The sequence below is a fragment of the Brevundimonas sp. UBA4553 genome (assembly GCF_002387245.1).
Classification (GTDB): Bacteria; Pseudomonadota; Alphaproteobacteria; order Caulobacterales; family Caulobacteraceae; genus Brevundimonas.
In genome coordinates this window covers 169,469-184,042 of sequence record NZ_DGLD01000010.1, presented here as the reverse complement: position 1 = coordinate 184,042, position 14,574 = coordinate 169,469, and the positions used below count along the sequence as shown (strand labels likewise).

Sequence of the window (14,574 nt, the reverse complement as noted above, 5' to 3'; positions counted from 1 at the left end):
CCAGGGCCCGTTGTCAGAAGGTCTTGCGGACGCGAATCTGCCAGAAGGTGCGCGGGTCGATGAAACGGTTCTCGACATAGGCGATGGGGCGCGTGTCGCGGTCGGCGAAGACGGTGCGGGTGACGTCGAAGTCGTTCCAGATGTTGACCTGACCGCGGATCGACAGGGTCGAGGTCGGCTTGTATTCGGCCCACAGCTCGTAATAGTCGGTGCCGCGCCAGCCCGAGACCTGATCCGGCTGGTAGTCCTTCTGGCCCAGCAGGGGGATCCAAGCGCCGCCCCATTGCAGCTTCCACGAAGTGATGTCCTGCTGGAAGGTGATGGTGGCCTGCGACGCGCGAACGCCCGAGATGGGACGGGTCTCGCCCGAGGTAGGGTCGGTGACCTCGGTCTTGTTCCAGGTGTTCCGGAACCCGAACTTGCCGCCGGAGACGCCGAGCTTGTCCGTGGGGATGGTCACGTTGAGCGCCAGCTGGTCCAGGGTGCCGTCGCCGATGTTGCCGACGGCCGCCAGACCGCCCTCCAGCGGGATGAGGTCGATGGCGTCGGTGATCTCGTCGTGGCGCAGGCCGATGCTGACGATGCCTTCGCCCCAGAAGCGCTTTTCATAGGTCAGTTCGCTGACCCAGCGGGATTCCGGCTGCAGGTTGACGTTGCCGCCGAAGACATTCTCGTCGGCGAACTCGGCCGAGGCGGCGAAATCGCCGAAGTCCAGCTGACCCACCGTGCGTTCGAAGCGCAGCCGCAGCTGGTTGTTGGGCATGGGGGTCCAGGTCGCCAGGATGCGAGGCTTGGCGAAGAAGAAGCTCTTTTCCTGTGCAGCGTCGCCTGACTGGCTGATGGTCGAGGATTCCAGCCGCAGGCCGCTTTCCAGGCTCCACTTGGGATTGATCCGCCAGGTCGCCTTGCCGAACAGCTCGCCGCGGGTCTCCTCGACCTTGACCGAGGCCGAGGGCAGGGGCACGGCGACGCCGCCTACGGTGTAGGCCTGATCGGTCTCCAGCATGTTGTAGGCGATCTCGCCGCCCGTCTCGAAATCCATCGACGGCGAACGTTCGTAGCGAACCAGGCCGCGCAGGATGGTCTCGGACGACTTGCCGTCGGCGTTGAACAACTGCTCGGGGCTGTCCGTCGCGCCAAGGCGGGTGCGCGAGGTCGAGATCGTGTCGAAGTCGCCGAATTCGTGGATGAACCGGGTTTCCAGCTTCAGCTTTTCCGACAGGGGGCGGGTGTAGACGACGCCGAACTCGCCGCTGTGACCGTCCTCGTCGTAGAGGCTTTCCCGGCGGATATCGGGCGCGGTCTGCAGGTTGATGTTGTGCCAGTCATTGATGCCGTAACGCGCCGTCAGGTCGATCTTGCCGCCCATCAGGGGGGTGGAGAAGTTGCCCCGGATCGAGTTCCCGCCGCCGTAGCCGTCGTTGTAATACTGCTCATTGCGCAGGATGTTGCCGTTGGCGTCGGTGCGCACGACGTAGCCCGCGCCGTTGGAGTCGCTGGACGAGATACCGTCGCTCAGGGTCACGCCCCAGGTCCGGTCGCCCTCGCGCGCCGTGAACTGGTAGGAACCGCCGAACAGGTCCTGGCCGCCCTCGAACAGGCTGGCGTTGGCGGTGAGCACGTGTTCGCGGCTGGACGTCGTCTTCAGGATGACGTTGGCGACGACCGAATAGCCCTGCATGTCGATGCCCGGGGCGCCGCCGCGCACCAGTTCGATCCGCTCGACCTGCGTCGCCACCGTGCGGCCCAGGACGTTGGAGCCAGTGTCGTTCTTGGAGGCCGGGCGGGCGCCGTTGATCAGGATGTTGCCGACGGCGCCTTCGAACCCGCGGGCGCCGTCGCCGTCGTTGACGGAGAAGCCTGGCACCCGGTTGACCATGTCCAGGGCGGTGTTGGGCCGCGCGTCCTTGAAGAAGTCGGGGGTGAAGACCAGGACGCCCTGATCGCTGGCCTGGGCGGTCTGGGGCGCAGGCGCGGCGTCAGCCAGAACCGGCGAGGCGGCGGCGAAAGCCAGCGCAGCGGTGGTGGCGAGCAGGATGGTCTTGGTCATGGCGTCGGTCTCTCCCTCGGTCGTGGGGAAGGTGTGACGGCAGGAACGCCTGGTCTCCAGTTACAAGCCTGACAGGTGGATTAAATCGCGGACAGCATTACCGAATAGTCAGATTACGCCTTGGCTGGTTACTGATATTCACTGGTTCATGATGTCTCGTCTCTTCCTCATGTCGGCTGTAGTTCTTGGCCTTGTCCTGCCTCTGCCCGCATGGGCGCAGGAGGTCGCCACCACGGTCGACGAGATCGTGGTCACGGCCCGTCGCACGGACGCCCCGGTCTGGGAGGTGACGCGCGGCGACAGCACCCTGATCCTAGTGGGCGCCATCAGCGGCGTGCCGCGCGATGTCGAATGGCGGCCCGAGGCGCTGGAGGCGGCGACGCGGCGGTCGCAGCGAATCCTGTTTCCACAGGAGGGGCGGGCCTCGGTCACCGACGTCCTGCGCCTGATATGGCGAATCCGCACGATCGCGACCCTGCCGCGCGGCACGACGACCGCCGACTATCTGTCGCCAGAGGTGCAGGCGCGACTGGAAACGGAGATGGCGGATCAGAAGAACGACAGCTGGCGCACCAACAGCCTGATGATCCTGAGCATGGATCTGATGAGCGATCACGCCGGCTATGAGCGCGGGCGCACCCGGAACGCCACCGATGTCATCAAGAAGGTGGCGCGCGAGGCCCGCATACCGCTGCGGCCGGTCGGGACTGTGCGCGGCGACGAGATCGTCGACAGCCTGATCACCGCTCCGCCCGCCACCTATGCGACCTGTGTGGAGCGCGCCCTGGCCGCCGCCGAGGTCGGGCCGGAGGGGGCGGCGATGCGGATCGCGGACTGGCGGGCGCGGCGCGTTCCCGCGGTCATGGCGCAACCCCTGGAGCAGGCGCTGGGCCTGTGCTGGCCGTGGGGCGATCCCGAGATCGCGCCCCTGCTGCGCCGCCAGTGGGCCGAAGCGGTCCAGACGGCCCTGGGCGAGCCCGGCGTCACCATGGCGGTGGCCCAACTGCGCGTCCTGGCCGAGCCGGAAGGCGTGCTCGATACCCTGGCGGCCCAGGGCTACGAGATCGAGGGGCCGGAATGGAAGGCGGCTGTTGCGGAAGCTGCGGCGCCCTAGACCGCCGTGCCGCCCACGGTCAGGCCGCCGATCTTGAGGCTGGGCTGGCCGATGCCGACGGGAACGCCCTGGCCGGCCTTGCCGCAGGTGCCGACGCCGGGGTCGAAGGCGAAGTCGTCGCCGATCATCTGGATATGGGTCAGGGCCGTGGCGCCGTCGCCGATCAGGGTGGCTCCGCGCACCGGGGCGGTGATCTTGCCGTCCTCGATCAGGTAGGCCTCGGTGCACTGGAAGACGAACTTGCCGTTGGTGATGTCCACCTGGCCGCCGCCGAAGTTGGCGGCGTAGAGGCCGCGTTTGGTCGAGGCGATCATGTCGGCCTTGGAATCCTTGCCGCCTTCCATGAAGGTGTTGGTCATGCGCGGCATGGGGATGTGGGCGAAGGACTGGCGACGGCCGTTGCCGGTGGCGCTGGCGCCCAGCTGACGCGCCGACAGCCGGTCATGCATCAGGCCGACCATGACCCCGTCCTCGATCAGGACCGTGCGCGAGGTCGGGGTGCCTTCGTCGTCGAAGGACAGGGAGCCGCGACGCCCGGAAATGGAGCCGTCGTCCACCACGGTCACGCCGGGGGCGGCGACGCGCTGGCCCATCTTGCCGCTGAAGACCGACGAGCCCTTCCTGTGGAAGTCGCCCTCGAAGCCATGGCCGACCGCCTCGTGCAGGAGGACGCCGGGCCAGCCCGCGCCCAGAACCACGTCCATCTCGCCCGCCGGGCAGTCGATGGCGTCGAGGTTGACCAGGGCCTGCCTCAGAGCCTCGTCGATCTGGCCTTGCCAGCGGTCTGGGGCGATCCAGGCTTCAAAGCCCGCACGGCCGCCGGCGCCGGAGGAGGCGCTCTCGCGCTTGCCGTCACGCTCGACGGTGACCGACACGTTCAGGCGGACCAGAGGGCGCACGTCGCTGAGCAGGCGGCCGTCGGCGCGCAGGATCTCCACCGCGCGGCGCTCGCCGATGATGGAGGCCGAGACCTGGACCACGCGCGGATCGCGCGCGCGCGCCCAGGCGTCGATTTCGGACAGCAGTTCGATCTTGTCCGAGAAACCGGGCGAGGCGAGGGGATCGACCTCGTCATAGAGTTTCTGATTGGTGGCGCGCGGGGCTTCTGCGGCGTGACCAGCGTAGCCGCGCTTGGCCAGGGAGGCGCTGTCGGCGGCGCGGCGAATGGCGGCGGCCGAAATCTCGTTGGCGTGGGCGTAGCCGGCGGTCTCGCCCGCCACGACGCGCAGGCCGAAACCCTCGACCGCGTCATAGGAGGCGCCCTTCAGCCGCCCGTCGTCGAAGACCAGGGATTCGCTCTCGGTCCTTTCCAGGAACAGTTCGCCGTCGTCGGCGCCGGCCAGGGCCGTCTGCAGGATCGACAGGGCCTCGTCGGGGGCCACGCCGGACGCGTCGAGGATGGGGGAGGGGGAGGCGGCTGCGGTCATGCAGGCTAGATAGGCGCTCGACCGGCCTCCGTCACGGGGCAGATCACGGGACGGGATGAAGAACGGCCCCTCTCGCAGAGCGAAAGGGGCCGTTGGTCGTGCGGAAGTCGGGGATCAGTCTTCCGTGACTTCACCCGAACCGCTGACCGACTGGCGCAGTTCGGCGGGACGGCGCGTCAGGCGCACCTCGCCGCTGCCCGAGACATCGACGTCGGCCTTGTTGCTGGGGCCGACCCGGACGTCGCCGGAGCCGCTGACGCGGACCTTGGCGTCATTGACGATCAGTTCGTCCAGACGGGCGTCGCCGGCGCCGGACACGTCCACCGTCACCGTCTCGGTGCGGCCTTGCACCTTTACGTCCGAGGACCCGGTCAGGGTCACGTCCAGGGTCGGCTGGTCGTAACCACGGATCTTCAGCTCGGTGGGGCCGGACAGGTCGAAGGTCTTCACCGCAGGGGCCTTGATGACGATCTTCAGGGCGTCGGTCTCGCTCCAGCCGCGAATGCCGGTGCGGGTCCAGCGGACGTAGCTGCGGTCGCCGCGCGGGCCTTCGTCCAGGGTCAGTCGGCCGTTGGAGAAGCGGACGCGGTTCACGATCGTCTCGGCGCCGGAGACGGTGATGCCGGGGGCGTCGGCCTGCTGGTCGTAGATCACGTCGGCCGGAATATCGATGGCCAGGCGCGGGCCGTCGACCCAGGCGATGGTGCGGGTGATCTCGGGCGAGACCTGGCCGCGTTCGATGGTGAAGCCGTCGTCGCCGGGCTCGTCGTCGGTGACGACCCAGGTCCAGTCATGGCGGGCCAGATCGCGACCCCCGACGGCGAAGGCGCCGCCGATGCCGACAACGGCCAGAACCAGGCCAGCGGCGGAGATGATGAGCAGATTGCGGATCATGACATTAATCTCCCTTTGGGCTCAGGCTTGCGGTTCGAGGGCGGGCTTGATCACCCGGTAGTGCAGGCGGGCGTACCAGATGGTGGCGTCGATCAGCCACTTGGTCAGCAGGGCCATCAGGGCGACCATGAAGACGCCAAGGCCCATCAGGCCGACCCCGAGCAGGGCTGCAGCCAGAGCGCCGCCCGGCAGGCCCATGAAGGAGCCGGCCACCATGACGAAACCGCCGGCGACGAAGACTGCAACGCCCCCGATCAGCATGGACAGGACGGTGCCGAACACCGGCAGGGCGATAGGCAGCAAAATCAGGATGTCGATCGCCCCCAGACCGAGGATGCCGAAGATGGCGCCGGCGGCGGCGGGCGGCGACTGTTCCTGGGTCCAGCGCTGGGCGCTGGCCTCGGCCTTCAGTTCACGGGCCAGGCGATCGGGATCGCCCAGGGCCTCGGCGACCTGCGCCTCGGTGCGGCCGGCGGCGGCGCCGTCGGCGAAGTGGCTTTCATAGTCGGCGACGATGTCGTTGGCCGTGGTGGTCGGCAGCCCGACCAGACCGCGTTTCAGGCGGGCCAGAAATTCGGCGCGGTTCATTGTTCAGCTCCCCGTTGAGCGTCTGCGGATTGGTCGGTCAGGGCGGCCGGTTCGACCGGCGCGCCTGCGGCTATGGCGTCGCTGTGCGGCGCGGTGTTCGCCACCAGGGCGTCGACGGCCTGGGCGAAGGCTCGCCATTCGGCGGTCTGGCCTTCCAGAGCGGCGCGGCCGGCGGCCGTCAGGCGATAATACTTGCGCGACGGGCCGCTGGAGGATTCGACCAGATAGGTCTCGACCAGGCCGTCCGTCTGCATGCGGCGCATCAGCGGATAGATCGTGCCTTCCCCCATGCCGATGGCGTCGGACAGGCGGCTGGCGATTTCGTAGGCGTAGCTGTCGTCGCGGGCCAGCAGGGCCAGCACGCATAATCCCAGCACGCCTTTCTTCAGTTGGATGTCGATGGAGTCGGGCATGGCGTTCCCTTCGTTGATGACGAATGGGTATCGCAAGGTATCGTGCGCTGCAAGGTAGCTGTCGCTACATGACAGCGAATTAATCCGCCGAAGTTTCGCCGCATGTCGCCACTTGAGCGTCTTGATCGCTTGGCAAGCGCAACCCGAGCCGATAAGGACCGGCCTGAAACGCCGAGGTCTGTCCAGGACCCGGGGGTGTTTGCGAATTGCTCGCAAGTATCGGCTGCGAAACGGTTTATGAGGATTCGAATGGGGATGGGCACGCGAGCCATGGCGCGGATCGGAGGCGGTGTCGCCGCGACCGCCCTTGCCGCCTTCGTCGCCGCGCCGGCATGGGCGCAGGATCTGCTGGGTCAACCGACCCCGGGCGGAATTGACCTGCAACCGGCCGCGTCGCCGCTGAAGCACGAGGCGATCTTCTTCCACAATGTGGTGCTGATGCCGATCATCACGGTCATCACCCTGCTGGTGCTGGGTCTGCTGATCTGGATCGCCATCCGCTACAACAAGAAGGCCAACCCGGTTCCGGCCAAGTGGAGCCACAACACGGTCATCGAGATCATCTGGACCGTGGTGCCCGTGCTGATCCTGGTGGGAATCTCGCTGTTCTCGTTCCGCCTGCTGTTCGCCTATCACGACACGCCGGAAGTCGATCTGACGGTCAAGGTCACCGGCAACCAGTGGAACTGGGCCTATGAATATCCCGACCAGGGCATCGCCGAATACATCTCGAACATGACGCCTGAGGACAGGGCGCCGGCCCACCTCTATCGTCTGGCCGCCGACGAACCGATGGTGGTTCCTGTCGGCAAGACGGTCGAACTACTGGTCACCGCCTCCGACGTGATCCACGCCGTGGGTCTGCCGGCCTTCGGTCTGAAGACCGACGCCGTTCCGGGCCGCATCAACCACACCTGGTTCAAGGCCGAGAAGACCGGCATCTACTATGGCCAGTGCTCCGAGCTGTGCGGCGTCGACCACGCCTTCATGCCGATGCAGATCAACGTCGTCACCGAGGCCGAATTCGCCGCATGGGTCGCCTCCAAAGGCGGCTCCATGACGAAGAAGGCCGACGATGCTGCTGCAGCCGCCGCCGCAGCAGCTGCGCCCTCCGCCGCTGTCGTCGCCGCTTCGGCTGCTGACGCCGCCGCCGCCCCGACCGACGCCGCTCCCGCGGCCCCCGCAGCCGTTGCCGCGCCCGCCGCGCCGGCCGCCCAGTAACAAGACGCGAGAGCCCCAAGATCATGGCCACCGCTGCCGCAACTCACGACGATCATCACGATCACAAGCCGGGTTTCTTCACCCGCTGGTTCCTGTCGACCAACCACAAGGACATCGGTCTTCTGTACCTGGTGTTCGCCATCTTCACCGGTCTGGTGGGCGGCGCCCTGTCGGGCCTGATCCGCTGGGAACTGGCTGAGCCGGGCATCCAGCTGTTCAAGGAAGGCACGATCATCCAGCAACTGGGGATCGTCGAGGCCTCCAAGCACGGCTACAACGTCACGGTCACGGCCCACGCCCTGATCATGGTCTTCTTCGTCGTCATGCCGGCGACCATGGGCGGCTTCGCCAACTACTTCACGCCGATCATGATCGGCGCGCCGGACATGGCCTTCCCGCGGATGAACAACATCTCGTTCTGGCTGCTGGTCGCGGCCTTCATCCTGCTGTGCGTGTCGATGTTCGTCGACGGCGGACCGGGCAAGGGCTTTGGCGGCGGCTGGACGGCCTATCCGCCGCTCTCCACCATGGGCCACACGGGGCCTTCGTTCGACCTGGCGATCTTCTCGCTGCACGTCGCCGGCGCCTCGTCCATCCTGGGCGCGATCAACTTCATCACCACCATCTTCAACATGCGCGCGCCGGGCATGACCCTGCACCGTATGCCGCTGTTCGCCTGGGGCGTTCTGATCACGGCCTTCCTGCTGCTGCTGTCGCTGCCGGTTCTGGCGGGCGCCATCACCATGCTGCTGACCGACCGCAACTTCGGCACCTCGTTCTTCGATCCGGCCGGCGGCGGCGATCCCGTGATGTACCAGCACCTGTTCTGGTTCTTCGGTCACCCCGAAGTCTACATCATGATCCTGCCGGGCTTCGGCATCATCTCGCACATTGTCTCGACCTTCTCGAAGAAGCCGATCTTCGGCTACCTCGCCATGGCCTACGCCATGGTCGCCATCGGCTTCATCGGCTTCATCGTGTGGGCGCACCACATGTACACCGTGGGCATGAGCATCAACCTGCGCGCCTATTTCGTGGCCGCGACGATGATCATCGCCGTGCCGACCGGGGTGAAGATCTTCAGCTGGATCGCCACCATGTGGGGCGGCTCGATCACCTTCAAGACGCCCATGCTGTGGGCGATGGGCTTCATCTTCCTGTTCACCCTCGGCGGCGTGACCGGCGTGGTGCTGTCGAACGCCGGCATCGACTACAGCCTGCACGACACCTACTACGTCGTGGCTCACTTCCACTACGTGCTGTCGCTGGGCGCGATCTTCTCGATCTTCGCGGGCTTCTACTACTGGTTCGAGAAGATGTTCGGCGTGAAGTACAACGAGTTCCTCGGCGCGACCCACTTCTGGATCATGTTCGTCGGCGTGAACCTGGTCTTCTTCCCGCAGCACTTCCTGGGTCTGCAGGGCATGCCGCGTCGCTACATCGACTATCCGGAAGCCTTCACCTACTGGAACCACATCTCGTCGGTCGGCTATCTGATCACCATCATCGGCGTCGCCGTCTTCCTGGTGATGCTGGCTGAGGCGGCGATCCGTCGTCGCAAGGGCGAGGCCAATCCGTGGGGCGAAGGCGCCACCACCCTGGAGTGGACCCTGTCGTCGCCCCCGCCGCACCACCAGTTCAACGAACTGCCGGTGGTCAAGGCGGACAACCACTGATCCGAACCGGATAACCCTTGAGAGGCCGCCCTTTCGTCACCGGAAGGGCGGCCTTTGGCTTTTATGACCATGACCGACCGCCCCACTCGCGAGACCCCGCTCGTCACCACCTCCCAGCCGGAAGATTTCTTCCAGCTGCTGAAGCCGCGCGTCATGTCGCTGGTGGTCTTCACCGCCGTGACGGGCCTGGTGGTCGCGCCCGGCCATCCCAACCTGCTGCTGGCGGCCATCGCCGTCCTGTGCATAGCCGTGGGGGCCGGCGCCGCCGGGGCGCTGAACATGGCGCTGGAAGGCGAGACCGACGCCCTTATGCGCCGCACGCGCGGTCGTCCGGTCGCCGCCGGCCGCGTGCGGAAAAACGATGCGATGGCGTTTGGCGTCATCCTGTCGATCTTCTCGGTCATGCTGCTGGGCATGACGACCAACTGGCTGGCCGGCGGCCTGCTGGCCCTGACCATCGTCTACTACGCTGGCTTCTACACCCTGCTGCTCAAGCGCCGGACGCCCCAGAACATCGTCATCGGCGGCGCCGCCGGCGCCTTCCCGCCGGTGATCGGCTGGGCGGCGGTGACGGGGGACGCGCCCTGGCAGGCCTGGCTGCTGTTCCTGATCATCTTCCTGTGGACCCCCCCGCATAGCTGGGCGCTGGCGCTCTATTCGGCCGGGGACTACGCCAAGGCGGGCATTCCGATGATGCCGGTCGCGCGCGGCGCCAAGTCGACCCGTCTGCAGATCCTGATCTACACCCTGATCTTCGTGCCCGTGGCCATCGCCCCGGCCTTCCTCGGCCTCGGCGGCGTCGTCTATCTGGCGGTGTCGGTGGCGGGGGGGCTGTTCTTCCTGGCCCTGGCCTTCCGTCTGTGGCGCTCGCGGGCCGGCGACCAGCCGGACAAGGCCGAGGCGGTGGGGCGAGAGGCCGCATTGTATGACGTTCGGGCCGAGGCCAAACCGGCCCGTAACCTGTTCGCCTTTTCCATCCTGTATCTGATGGCGCTATTCTCGGCCTTGCTGGTCGAGCAGCTGCCGGGCCTGGGAGCCTGATCGCGTGACCCGTCCGAATTTCGTCAAACTGACCGAAGAACAAGTGCGGGCGCGCAAGCGCCGCAACGTCGCCATCGCCCTGGGCCTGCTAGGTTTCATCGTCCTGGTCTTCATCGTCACCGTGGTGAACCTCCAGCGCAACACCGAGACCCGCAAGGCGGCCGAAGCGGCGGCCGCCGCGACGCTGGAGCGCGCCGATCCGGCGCTTCCCGCCCCGACGCCGGAGCCGGCGCCGTGAAGGACCGCAAGAACCTCGTCGCCTTCATCTGTGCGGCCGTGGTCATGGGTATGACCGGAGCGGCCTTCGCCGCCGTGCCGCTGTATCAGCTCTTCTGCCAGGTGACGGGCTTCGACGGCACGGTGAAGAAGGCCGAGGCGGCGCCGACGCAGATCCTGGACCAGAGCGTCCTGATCCGGTTCGACACCAACGTCCGCAACCTGCCGATGAACTTCAAGGCCGAGCAGGTCAGCCAGCGCGTGCGCATCGGTGAAACCGGCATGGCCTATTTCGCGGTGACCAACACCTCGGACCAGCCGATCCACGCCACGGCGGCCTATAACGTCGTGCCCGAGCGCGCCGGCCCCTATTTCCAGAAGCTGCAGTGCTTCTGCTTCGAGGGGCAGGAAATCGGCCCCGGCGAAACAAAGGAATTCCCGGTTCAGTATTTCGTCGCCCCTGAAATGGCGACGGATGCGGAATCCAAGGGGGTGCGGGAAATCACGCTGAGCTACACCTTCTTCCCCACCAAAGGGTTCCAGCAGGCCGCTTCCGGCCAATCCCCTACTGGCAAATCCTGATAGCGGACGCTATAGCCCCTGTAAGAACGATCTCTCGCCTTAATTCAGAGACCCTGGAATGGCCGACGCGCACGCGAAACCGCAACACGATTATCACCTGGTGGACCCGAGTCCCTGGCCGCTGATCTCGTCCATGGCCTGCGTGGTCATGTTCATCGGCGCGGTCATCTGGATGAAGGGCCTGTTTGGCCTGCCGGAAGGATCGAAGATCGTCTTCTTCGCCGGCCTGGCGGGCGTGCTCTACGCCATGTTCGGCTGGTGGTCGGACGTGATCAAGGAATCCAAGAAGGGCGACCACACCCCCGTCGTCTCGATCGGCCTGCGCTACGGCATGGTGCTGTTCATCGCCTCGGAAGTGATGTTCTTCGTCGCCTTCTTCTGGATGTTCTTCGACATGGCGCTCTTCACCGAGTCGCGCGCCCTGACGCCGGAAGTCGGCAACTGGGCCGACACCGCCGCCTCGTGGACCACCTGGCCGCCGAAGGGCGTCGAGCTGCTGGACCCGTGGGGTCTGCCGCTGCTGAACACCGTCATCCTGCTGCTGTCGGGCACGACCGTCACCTGGGCGCACCATGCGCTGCAGGTCGGCGACCGCAAGGCCGCCAAGCTGGGCCTGCTGCTGACGGTTCTGCTGGGCGTGATCTTCACCGGCGTTCAGGCCTATGAGTATCACCACATCCTGCACGAGGGTTACTTCTTCAACGAAGCCGCGACCCACTCGAAGCTCTATGGTTCGGTCTTCTTCCTGACGACGGGCTTCCACGGCTTCCACGTCCTGATCGGCACCATCTTCCTGGCCGTCTGCCTGCTGCGCCTGCAAGCGGGCCAGATGACCCCGCAGAAGCATTTCGGCTTCGAAGCCGCCGCCTGGTACTGGCACTTCGTGGACGTGGTCTGGCTGTTCCTGTTCGCCTTCGTCTACGTCACCTTCGGGTGAAGACGGGCGATCCAGCCTCTGCACTTCAAACGGCGCGGGACGAACAGTCCCGCGCCGATTTGCTTGGCGGGCAGGCCATCCGCGCGGGTGTGCTAGGACGCTGCCCGGCCTGCGGGCAGGGGCCCTTGTTCGAGGGCTTCCTGAAGGTCCGTCCGGCCTGCCAGGCCTGTGGTTACGACCTGGCCTCGGTCGAGACCGGAGACGGGGCGGCGACCTTCATCATGCAGATCGCGGGCTTCCTCGTCGGCTTTTCGGCCCTCGCGGTGGAGATCGCCTGGCGCCCGCCCCTCTGGCTGCACCTGGTCGTCTGGCTGCCGCTGGTCGCCGCCCTGGCCCTCGGCCTGATGCGCCCCGGCAAGGGGCTGATGACCGCGCTGCAGATGTTGAGAACCCGAGACCCGAAATGACTGCTGCCGCCCGAACCCGTTTCCCCGTCGTCCTGACCGTCCTCGCCGTCATCCTGCTGGGTGTCCTGCTGGCGCTCGGCGTATGGCAGGTGCAGCGGATGCAGTGGAAAGAAGGGCTGATCGCCGCCGCCGAGGCCGCGACGGACCAGCCGCCCGTCCCCCTGGCAGAGGCGCTGAAGGCCGACAATCCTGAATTCCGTCGCGTTATCCTGACCTGCCGCGGTCTGTCGGCGGCGCCCTATGTAGAGCTGCAGTCCATTGAGGACGGCGACGCGGGCGTGCGCCTGGTCTCGGCCTGTGCGGCGGAAGACGGTGCGACCCTGCTGGTTGACCGCGGGTTCGTCGCCGCCGAGGTGTCGGCCCGGCCGCCGGTCGTTGCGGCCGACACCATGCCCGTCGTCCTCACCGGCGTCCTGCGCCGCGCCCCAGCGCCCAGCGCCCTGACCCCACCGCCGGCTCAGGGCCGCTTCTACGGCCGTGACGCCGAGGCCATGGCCCGCGCCCTCAAGGTCGAGGGAGCGGTGTCGCCCTTCACCGTTTTCGCCACCACCTCGAGCAACCCCGACTGGGCCGCGCTGAAGCCCTCGGCCCCGCCCGCCGCCTTCTCGAACAATCACCTCGGCTACGCCTTGACCTGGTTCGGTCTCGCCGTCGCCCTGATCGCCTTCTACGGGGTGCTGCTGCGCCGCCGCATGACCCGCAAGGACCTGGACTTCTGACCGCTCGACTTCACACCCTGCCTAATGGCGTCCGCGTCGTTTGCGACCCCATGCCCGGTCTGCGGACCTTCGCCCTGACCGTCGCCGTGCGCGGCGGGGCGCGAATGGAAGATGAGGCCCGTTCCGGCTGGTCGCACCTGCTGGAGCATCTGGTGTTCAAGGGCGCCGGCGACATGGGCGCGCGCGACATCGTCGAGCGGATCGAGGCCGAAGGCGGCTCGATCAACGCCGCCACCGGCTACGAGCGCACCAGCTTTGAGATTCGCGCCCTGCACGGTTCGCTGCCGCTGGCCATGCAGATCGTTTCGGACCTGGTCTTCCGTCCCACGCTCGATCCCGCCGAGATCGTCCGCGAAAAGGACGTCGTGGCCCAGGAGATCGCCGAGGCTTTCGACACTCCCGACGACCACGTTTTCGAAATGGCCCAGACGCGGGCCTATGCGGATCAGGCGCTGGGGCGGCCGATCCTCGGCACCGTCGAGAGCCTGAAGGCGGCCGACCGCGCCGCCGTGGCAGACTGGCGCGCGCGGCTCTATTCGCCCGACCGCATGGTGGTGGCGGTGTCGGGCGCGGTGGAGGAGAACGAACTTCTGGCCCTGGCCGAGCTCTGGTTCGGCCAGGAGGTCGCGACGCCGCTGGCCCCGCTGGCGCCCGCCGTCTTCGTCGGCGGCGAGGCGAAGCTGACGCGCAAGATCGAACAGGCCAATCTGGTCTTCCAGTTGCCGACCATGGGCGCTCTGGACCCGCGCCTTCCGGCCCTGCGCCTGTTCACCGAAATCCTCGGCGGCGGCATGGCCTCCCGCCTGTTCCAGAGCGCGCGCGAGGATAGGGGCTTGGCCTACGCCATCGACGCCTATCAGGAAGCCTATGAGGACGCGGGTCTGCTGGGCGTCTACGCCGGCGCCGCCGCCGACCGTGCGGTGGAGCTGGCCGAGGTCAGCGCCGCCGAGCTGCTGGACCTGGCCGAGAAGGGCCCCACCGACGCCGAACTGTCACGCGCCAAGGCGGTGCTGAACGCCACCCTGTGGATGGCCGACGAAAGCCCCGCCAGCCGCGCCGGCCGGAACGCCGCCCAGACCCTGATCTTCGGCGCGCCGGTGTCGTCCGAGGACAGCGCGGCGCGGATTCTGGCCCAGACCAGCGACGACCTGCGCGCTGTGGGGCGGTCCATGATCGAGGCGGGACGTTCAGCCGCGGCGGTGCTGGGGCCAAGGGCGGCGGGGCCTGCGGGTGCCGCCTTCAGCGCTCGGCTGGCGGGCCGATAAGTCGTGGCTGGCGTCGGGCGCGTG

Annotated in this window: 15 protein-coding genes; 10 read left to right on the top strand and 5 right to left on the bottom strand. The window is 67.1% G+C overall.

Translation table 11 applies throughout. The annotated features are described in order from the left end of the window. Nucleotides 1-13: 13 nt before the first annotated feature. Nucleotides 14-2,050 carry a TonB-dependent receptor plug domain-containing protein gene (locus B4A39_RS06855; RefSeq protein WP_292034661.1) on the bottom strand — a complete coding sequence of 679 codons (2,037 nt, stop codon included), beginning with the start codon at nt 2,048-2,050 and terminating at the stop codon, nt 14-16. Nucleotides 2,051-2,198: 148 nt separating this feature from the next. Here B4A39_RS06855 and B4A39_RS06850 point away from each other — a divergent pair, with 148 nt between their 5' ends. Further along, nucleotides 2,199-3,164: a TraB/GumN family protein gene (locus B4A39_RS06850; RefSeq protein ID WP_292034657.1), complete on the top strand. Its 966-nt coding sequence runs from the start codon at nt 2,199-2,201 to the stop codon at nt 3,162-3,164. On the opposite strand, the gene tldD is transcribed toward B4A39_RS06850, so the two are convergent. The 4 genes from tldD to B4A39_RS06830 form a co-directional block, all read right to left on the bottom strand. After that, nucleotides 3,161-4,591, bottom strand: a complete 1,431-nt coding sequence (tldD, locus tag B4A39_RS06845; protein ID WP_292034655.1) for a metalloprotease TldD — start codon at nt 4,589-4,591, stop codon at nt 3,161-3,163. The genes B4A39_RS06850 and tldD overlap by 4 nt on opposite strands. Nucleotides 4,592-4,705: 114 nt before the next feature. Beyond that, complete coding sequence (locus B4A39_RS06840; RefSeq protein ID WP_292034654.1) at nt 4,706-5,485, bottom strand: GIN domain-containing protein; 780 nt, start codon at nt 5,483-5,485, stop codon at nt 4,706-4,708. A 21-nt stretch (nt 5,486-5,506) separates the two neighbouring features. Beyond that, nucleotides 5,507-6,073 carry a DUF1700 domain-containing protein gene (locus tag B4A39_RS06835; RefSeq protein ID WP_292034653.1) on the bottom strand — a complete coding sequence of 189 codons (567 nt, stop codon included), beginning with the start codon at nt 6,071-6,073 and terminating at the stop codon, nt 5,507-5,509. Beyond that, entirely contained in the window at nt 6,070-6,486 is a 417-nt protein-coding gene (locus B4A39_RS06830; protein ID WP_292034650.1) for a PadR family transcriptional regulator, read from the bottom strand. Before B4A39_RS06830 ends, B4A39_RS06835 begins: the two co-directional genes overlap by 4 nt. A gap of 249 nt (nt 6,487-6,735) precedes the next feature. Here B4A39_RS06830 and coxB point away from each other — a divergent pair, with 249 nt between their 5' ends. The 9 genes from coxB to B4A39_RS06785 all read left to right on the top strand — a co-directional run bounded on the left by coxB (nt 6,736) and on the right by B4A39_RS06785 (nt 14,550). Then, nucleotides 6,736-7,707: a cytochrome c oxidase subunit II gene (gene coxB, locus B4A39_RS06825; RefSeq protein WP_292034648.1), complete on the top strand. Its 972-nt coding sequence runs from the start codon at nt 6,736-6,738 to the stop codon at nt 7,705-7,707. Between the two features lie 23 nt (nt 7,708-7,730). After that, on the top strand, nt 7,731-9,383 hold the full coding sequence (gene ctaD / locus B4A39_RS06820) for a cytochrome c oxidase subunit I (protein ID WP_292034646.1): 1,653 nt from the start codon (nt 7,731-7,733) through the stop codon (nt 9,381-9,383). A 63-nt stretch (nt 9,384-9,446) separates the two neighbouring features. Then, nucleotides 9,447-10,424 (top strand): heme o synthase, encoded by a 978-nt coding sequence (locus B4A39_RS06815; RefSeq protein WP_292034726.1) that lies wholly within the window; start codon nt 9,447-9,449, stop codon nt 10,422-10,424. A 4-nt stretch (nt 10,425-10,428) separates the two neighbouring features. After that, complete coding sequence (locus tag B4A39_RS16410) at nt 10,429-10,662, top strand: hypothetical protein (protein WP_312217509.1); 234 nt, start codon at nt 10,429-10,431, stop codon at nt 10,660-10,662. Further along, nucleotides 10,659-11,222, top strand: a complete 564-nt coding sequence (locus B4A39_RS06805; protein ID WP_292034645.1) for a cytochrome c oxidase assembly protein — start codon at nt 10,659-10,661, stop codon at nt 11,220-11,222. The genes B4A39_RS16410 and B4A39_RS06805 overlap by 4 nt, the downstream gene beginning before the upstream one ends. Nucleotides 11,223-11,280: 58 nt before the next feature. Then, nucleotides 11,281-12,159: a cytochrome c oxidase subunit 3 gene (locus B4A39_RS06800; protein ID WP_292034643.1), complete on the top strand. Its 879-nt coding sequence runs from the start codon at nt 11,281-11,283 to the stop codon at nt 12,157-12,159. A gap of 59 nt (nt 12,160-12,218) precedes the next feature. Then, a complete protein-coding gene (locus B4A39_RS06795; protein WP_292034641.1) occupies nt 12,219-12,566 on the top strand; it encodes a DUF983 domain-containing protein in 348 nt (115 codons plus the stop codon). Then, entirely contained in the window at nt 12,563-13,285 is a 723-nt protein-coding gene (locus B4A39_RS06790; protein WP_292034639.1) for an SURF1 family protein, read from the top strand. The genes B4A39_RS06795 and B4A39_RS06790 overlap by 4 nt, the downstream gene beginning before the upstream one ends. A 50-nt stretch (nt 13,286-13,335) precedes the next feature. Continuing rightward, nucleotides 13,336-14,550 carry a M16 family metallopeptidase gene (locus B4A39_RS06785; protein ID WP_292034637.1) on the top strand — a complete coding sequence of 405 codons (1,215 nt, stop codon included), beginning with the start codon at nt 13,336-13,338 and terminating at the stop codon, nt 14,548-14,550. Nucleotides 14,551-14,574: the final 24 nt, after the last annotated feature.

Coding starts and splice junctions, on each gene's coding strand:
- B4A39_RS06855 (WP_292034661.1), bottom strand. CDS start 2,050: ATGACCAAGACCATCCTGCTCGCCACCACCGCTGCGCTGGCTTTCGCC.
- B4A39_RS06850 (WP_292034657.1), top strand. CDS start 2,199: ATGATGTCTCGTCTCTTCCTCATGTCGGCTGTAGTTCTTGGCCTTGTC.
- tldD (WP_292034655.1), bottom strand. CDS start 4,591: ATGACCGCAGCCGCCTCCCCCTCCCCCATCCTCGACGCGTCCGGCGTG.
- B4A39_RS06840 (WP_292034654.1), bottom strand. CDS start 5,485: ATGATCCGCAATCTGCTCATCATCTCCGCCGCTGGCCTGGTTCTGGCC.
- B4A39_RS06835 (WP_292034653.1), bottom strand. CDS start 6,073: ATGAACCGCGCCGAATTTCTGGCCCGCCTGAAACGCGGTCTGGTCGGG.
- B4A39_RS06830 (WP_292034650.1), bottom strand. CDS start 6,486: ATGCCCGACTCCATCGACATCCAACTGAAGAAAGGCGTGCTGGGATTA.
- coxB (WP_292034648.1), top strand. CDS start 6,736: ATGGGGATGGGCACGCGAGCCATGGCGCGGATCGGAGGCGGTGTCGCC.
- ctaD (WP_292034646.1), top strand. CDS start 7,731: ATGGCCACCGCTGCCGCAACTCACGACGATCATCACGATCACAAGCCG.
- B4A39_RS06815 (WP_292034726.1), top strand. CDS start 9,447: ATGACCATGACCGACCGCCCCACTCGCGAGACCCCGCTCGTCACCACC.
- B4A39_RS06800 (WP_292034643.1), top strand. CDS start 11,281: ATGGCCGACGCGCACGCGAAACCGCAACACGATTATCACCTGGTGGAC.
- B4A39_RS06790 (WP_292034639.1), top strand. CDS start 12,563: ATGACTGCTGCCGCCCGAACCCGTTTCCCCGTCGTCCTGACCGTCCTC.
- B4A39_RS06785 (WP_292034637.1), top strand. CDS start 13,336: ATGCCCGGTCTGCGGACCTTCGCCCTGACCGTCGCCGTGCGCGGCGGG.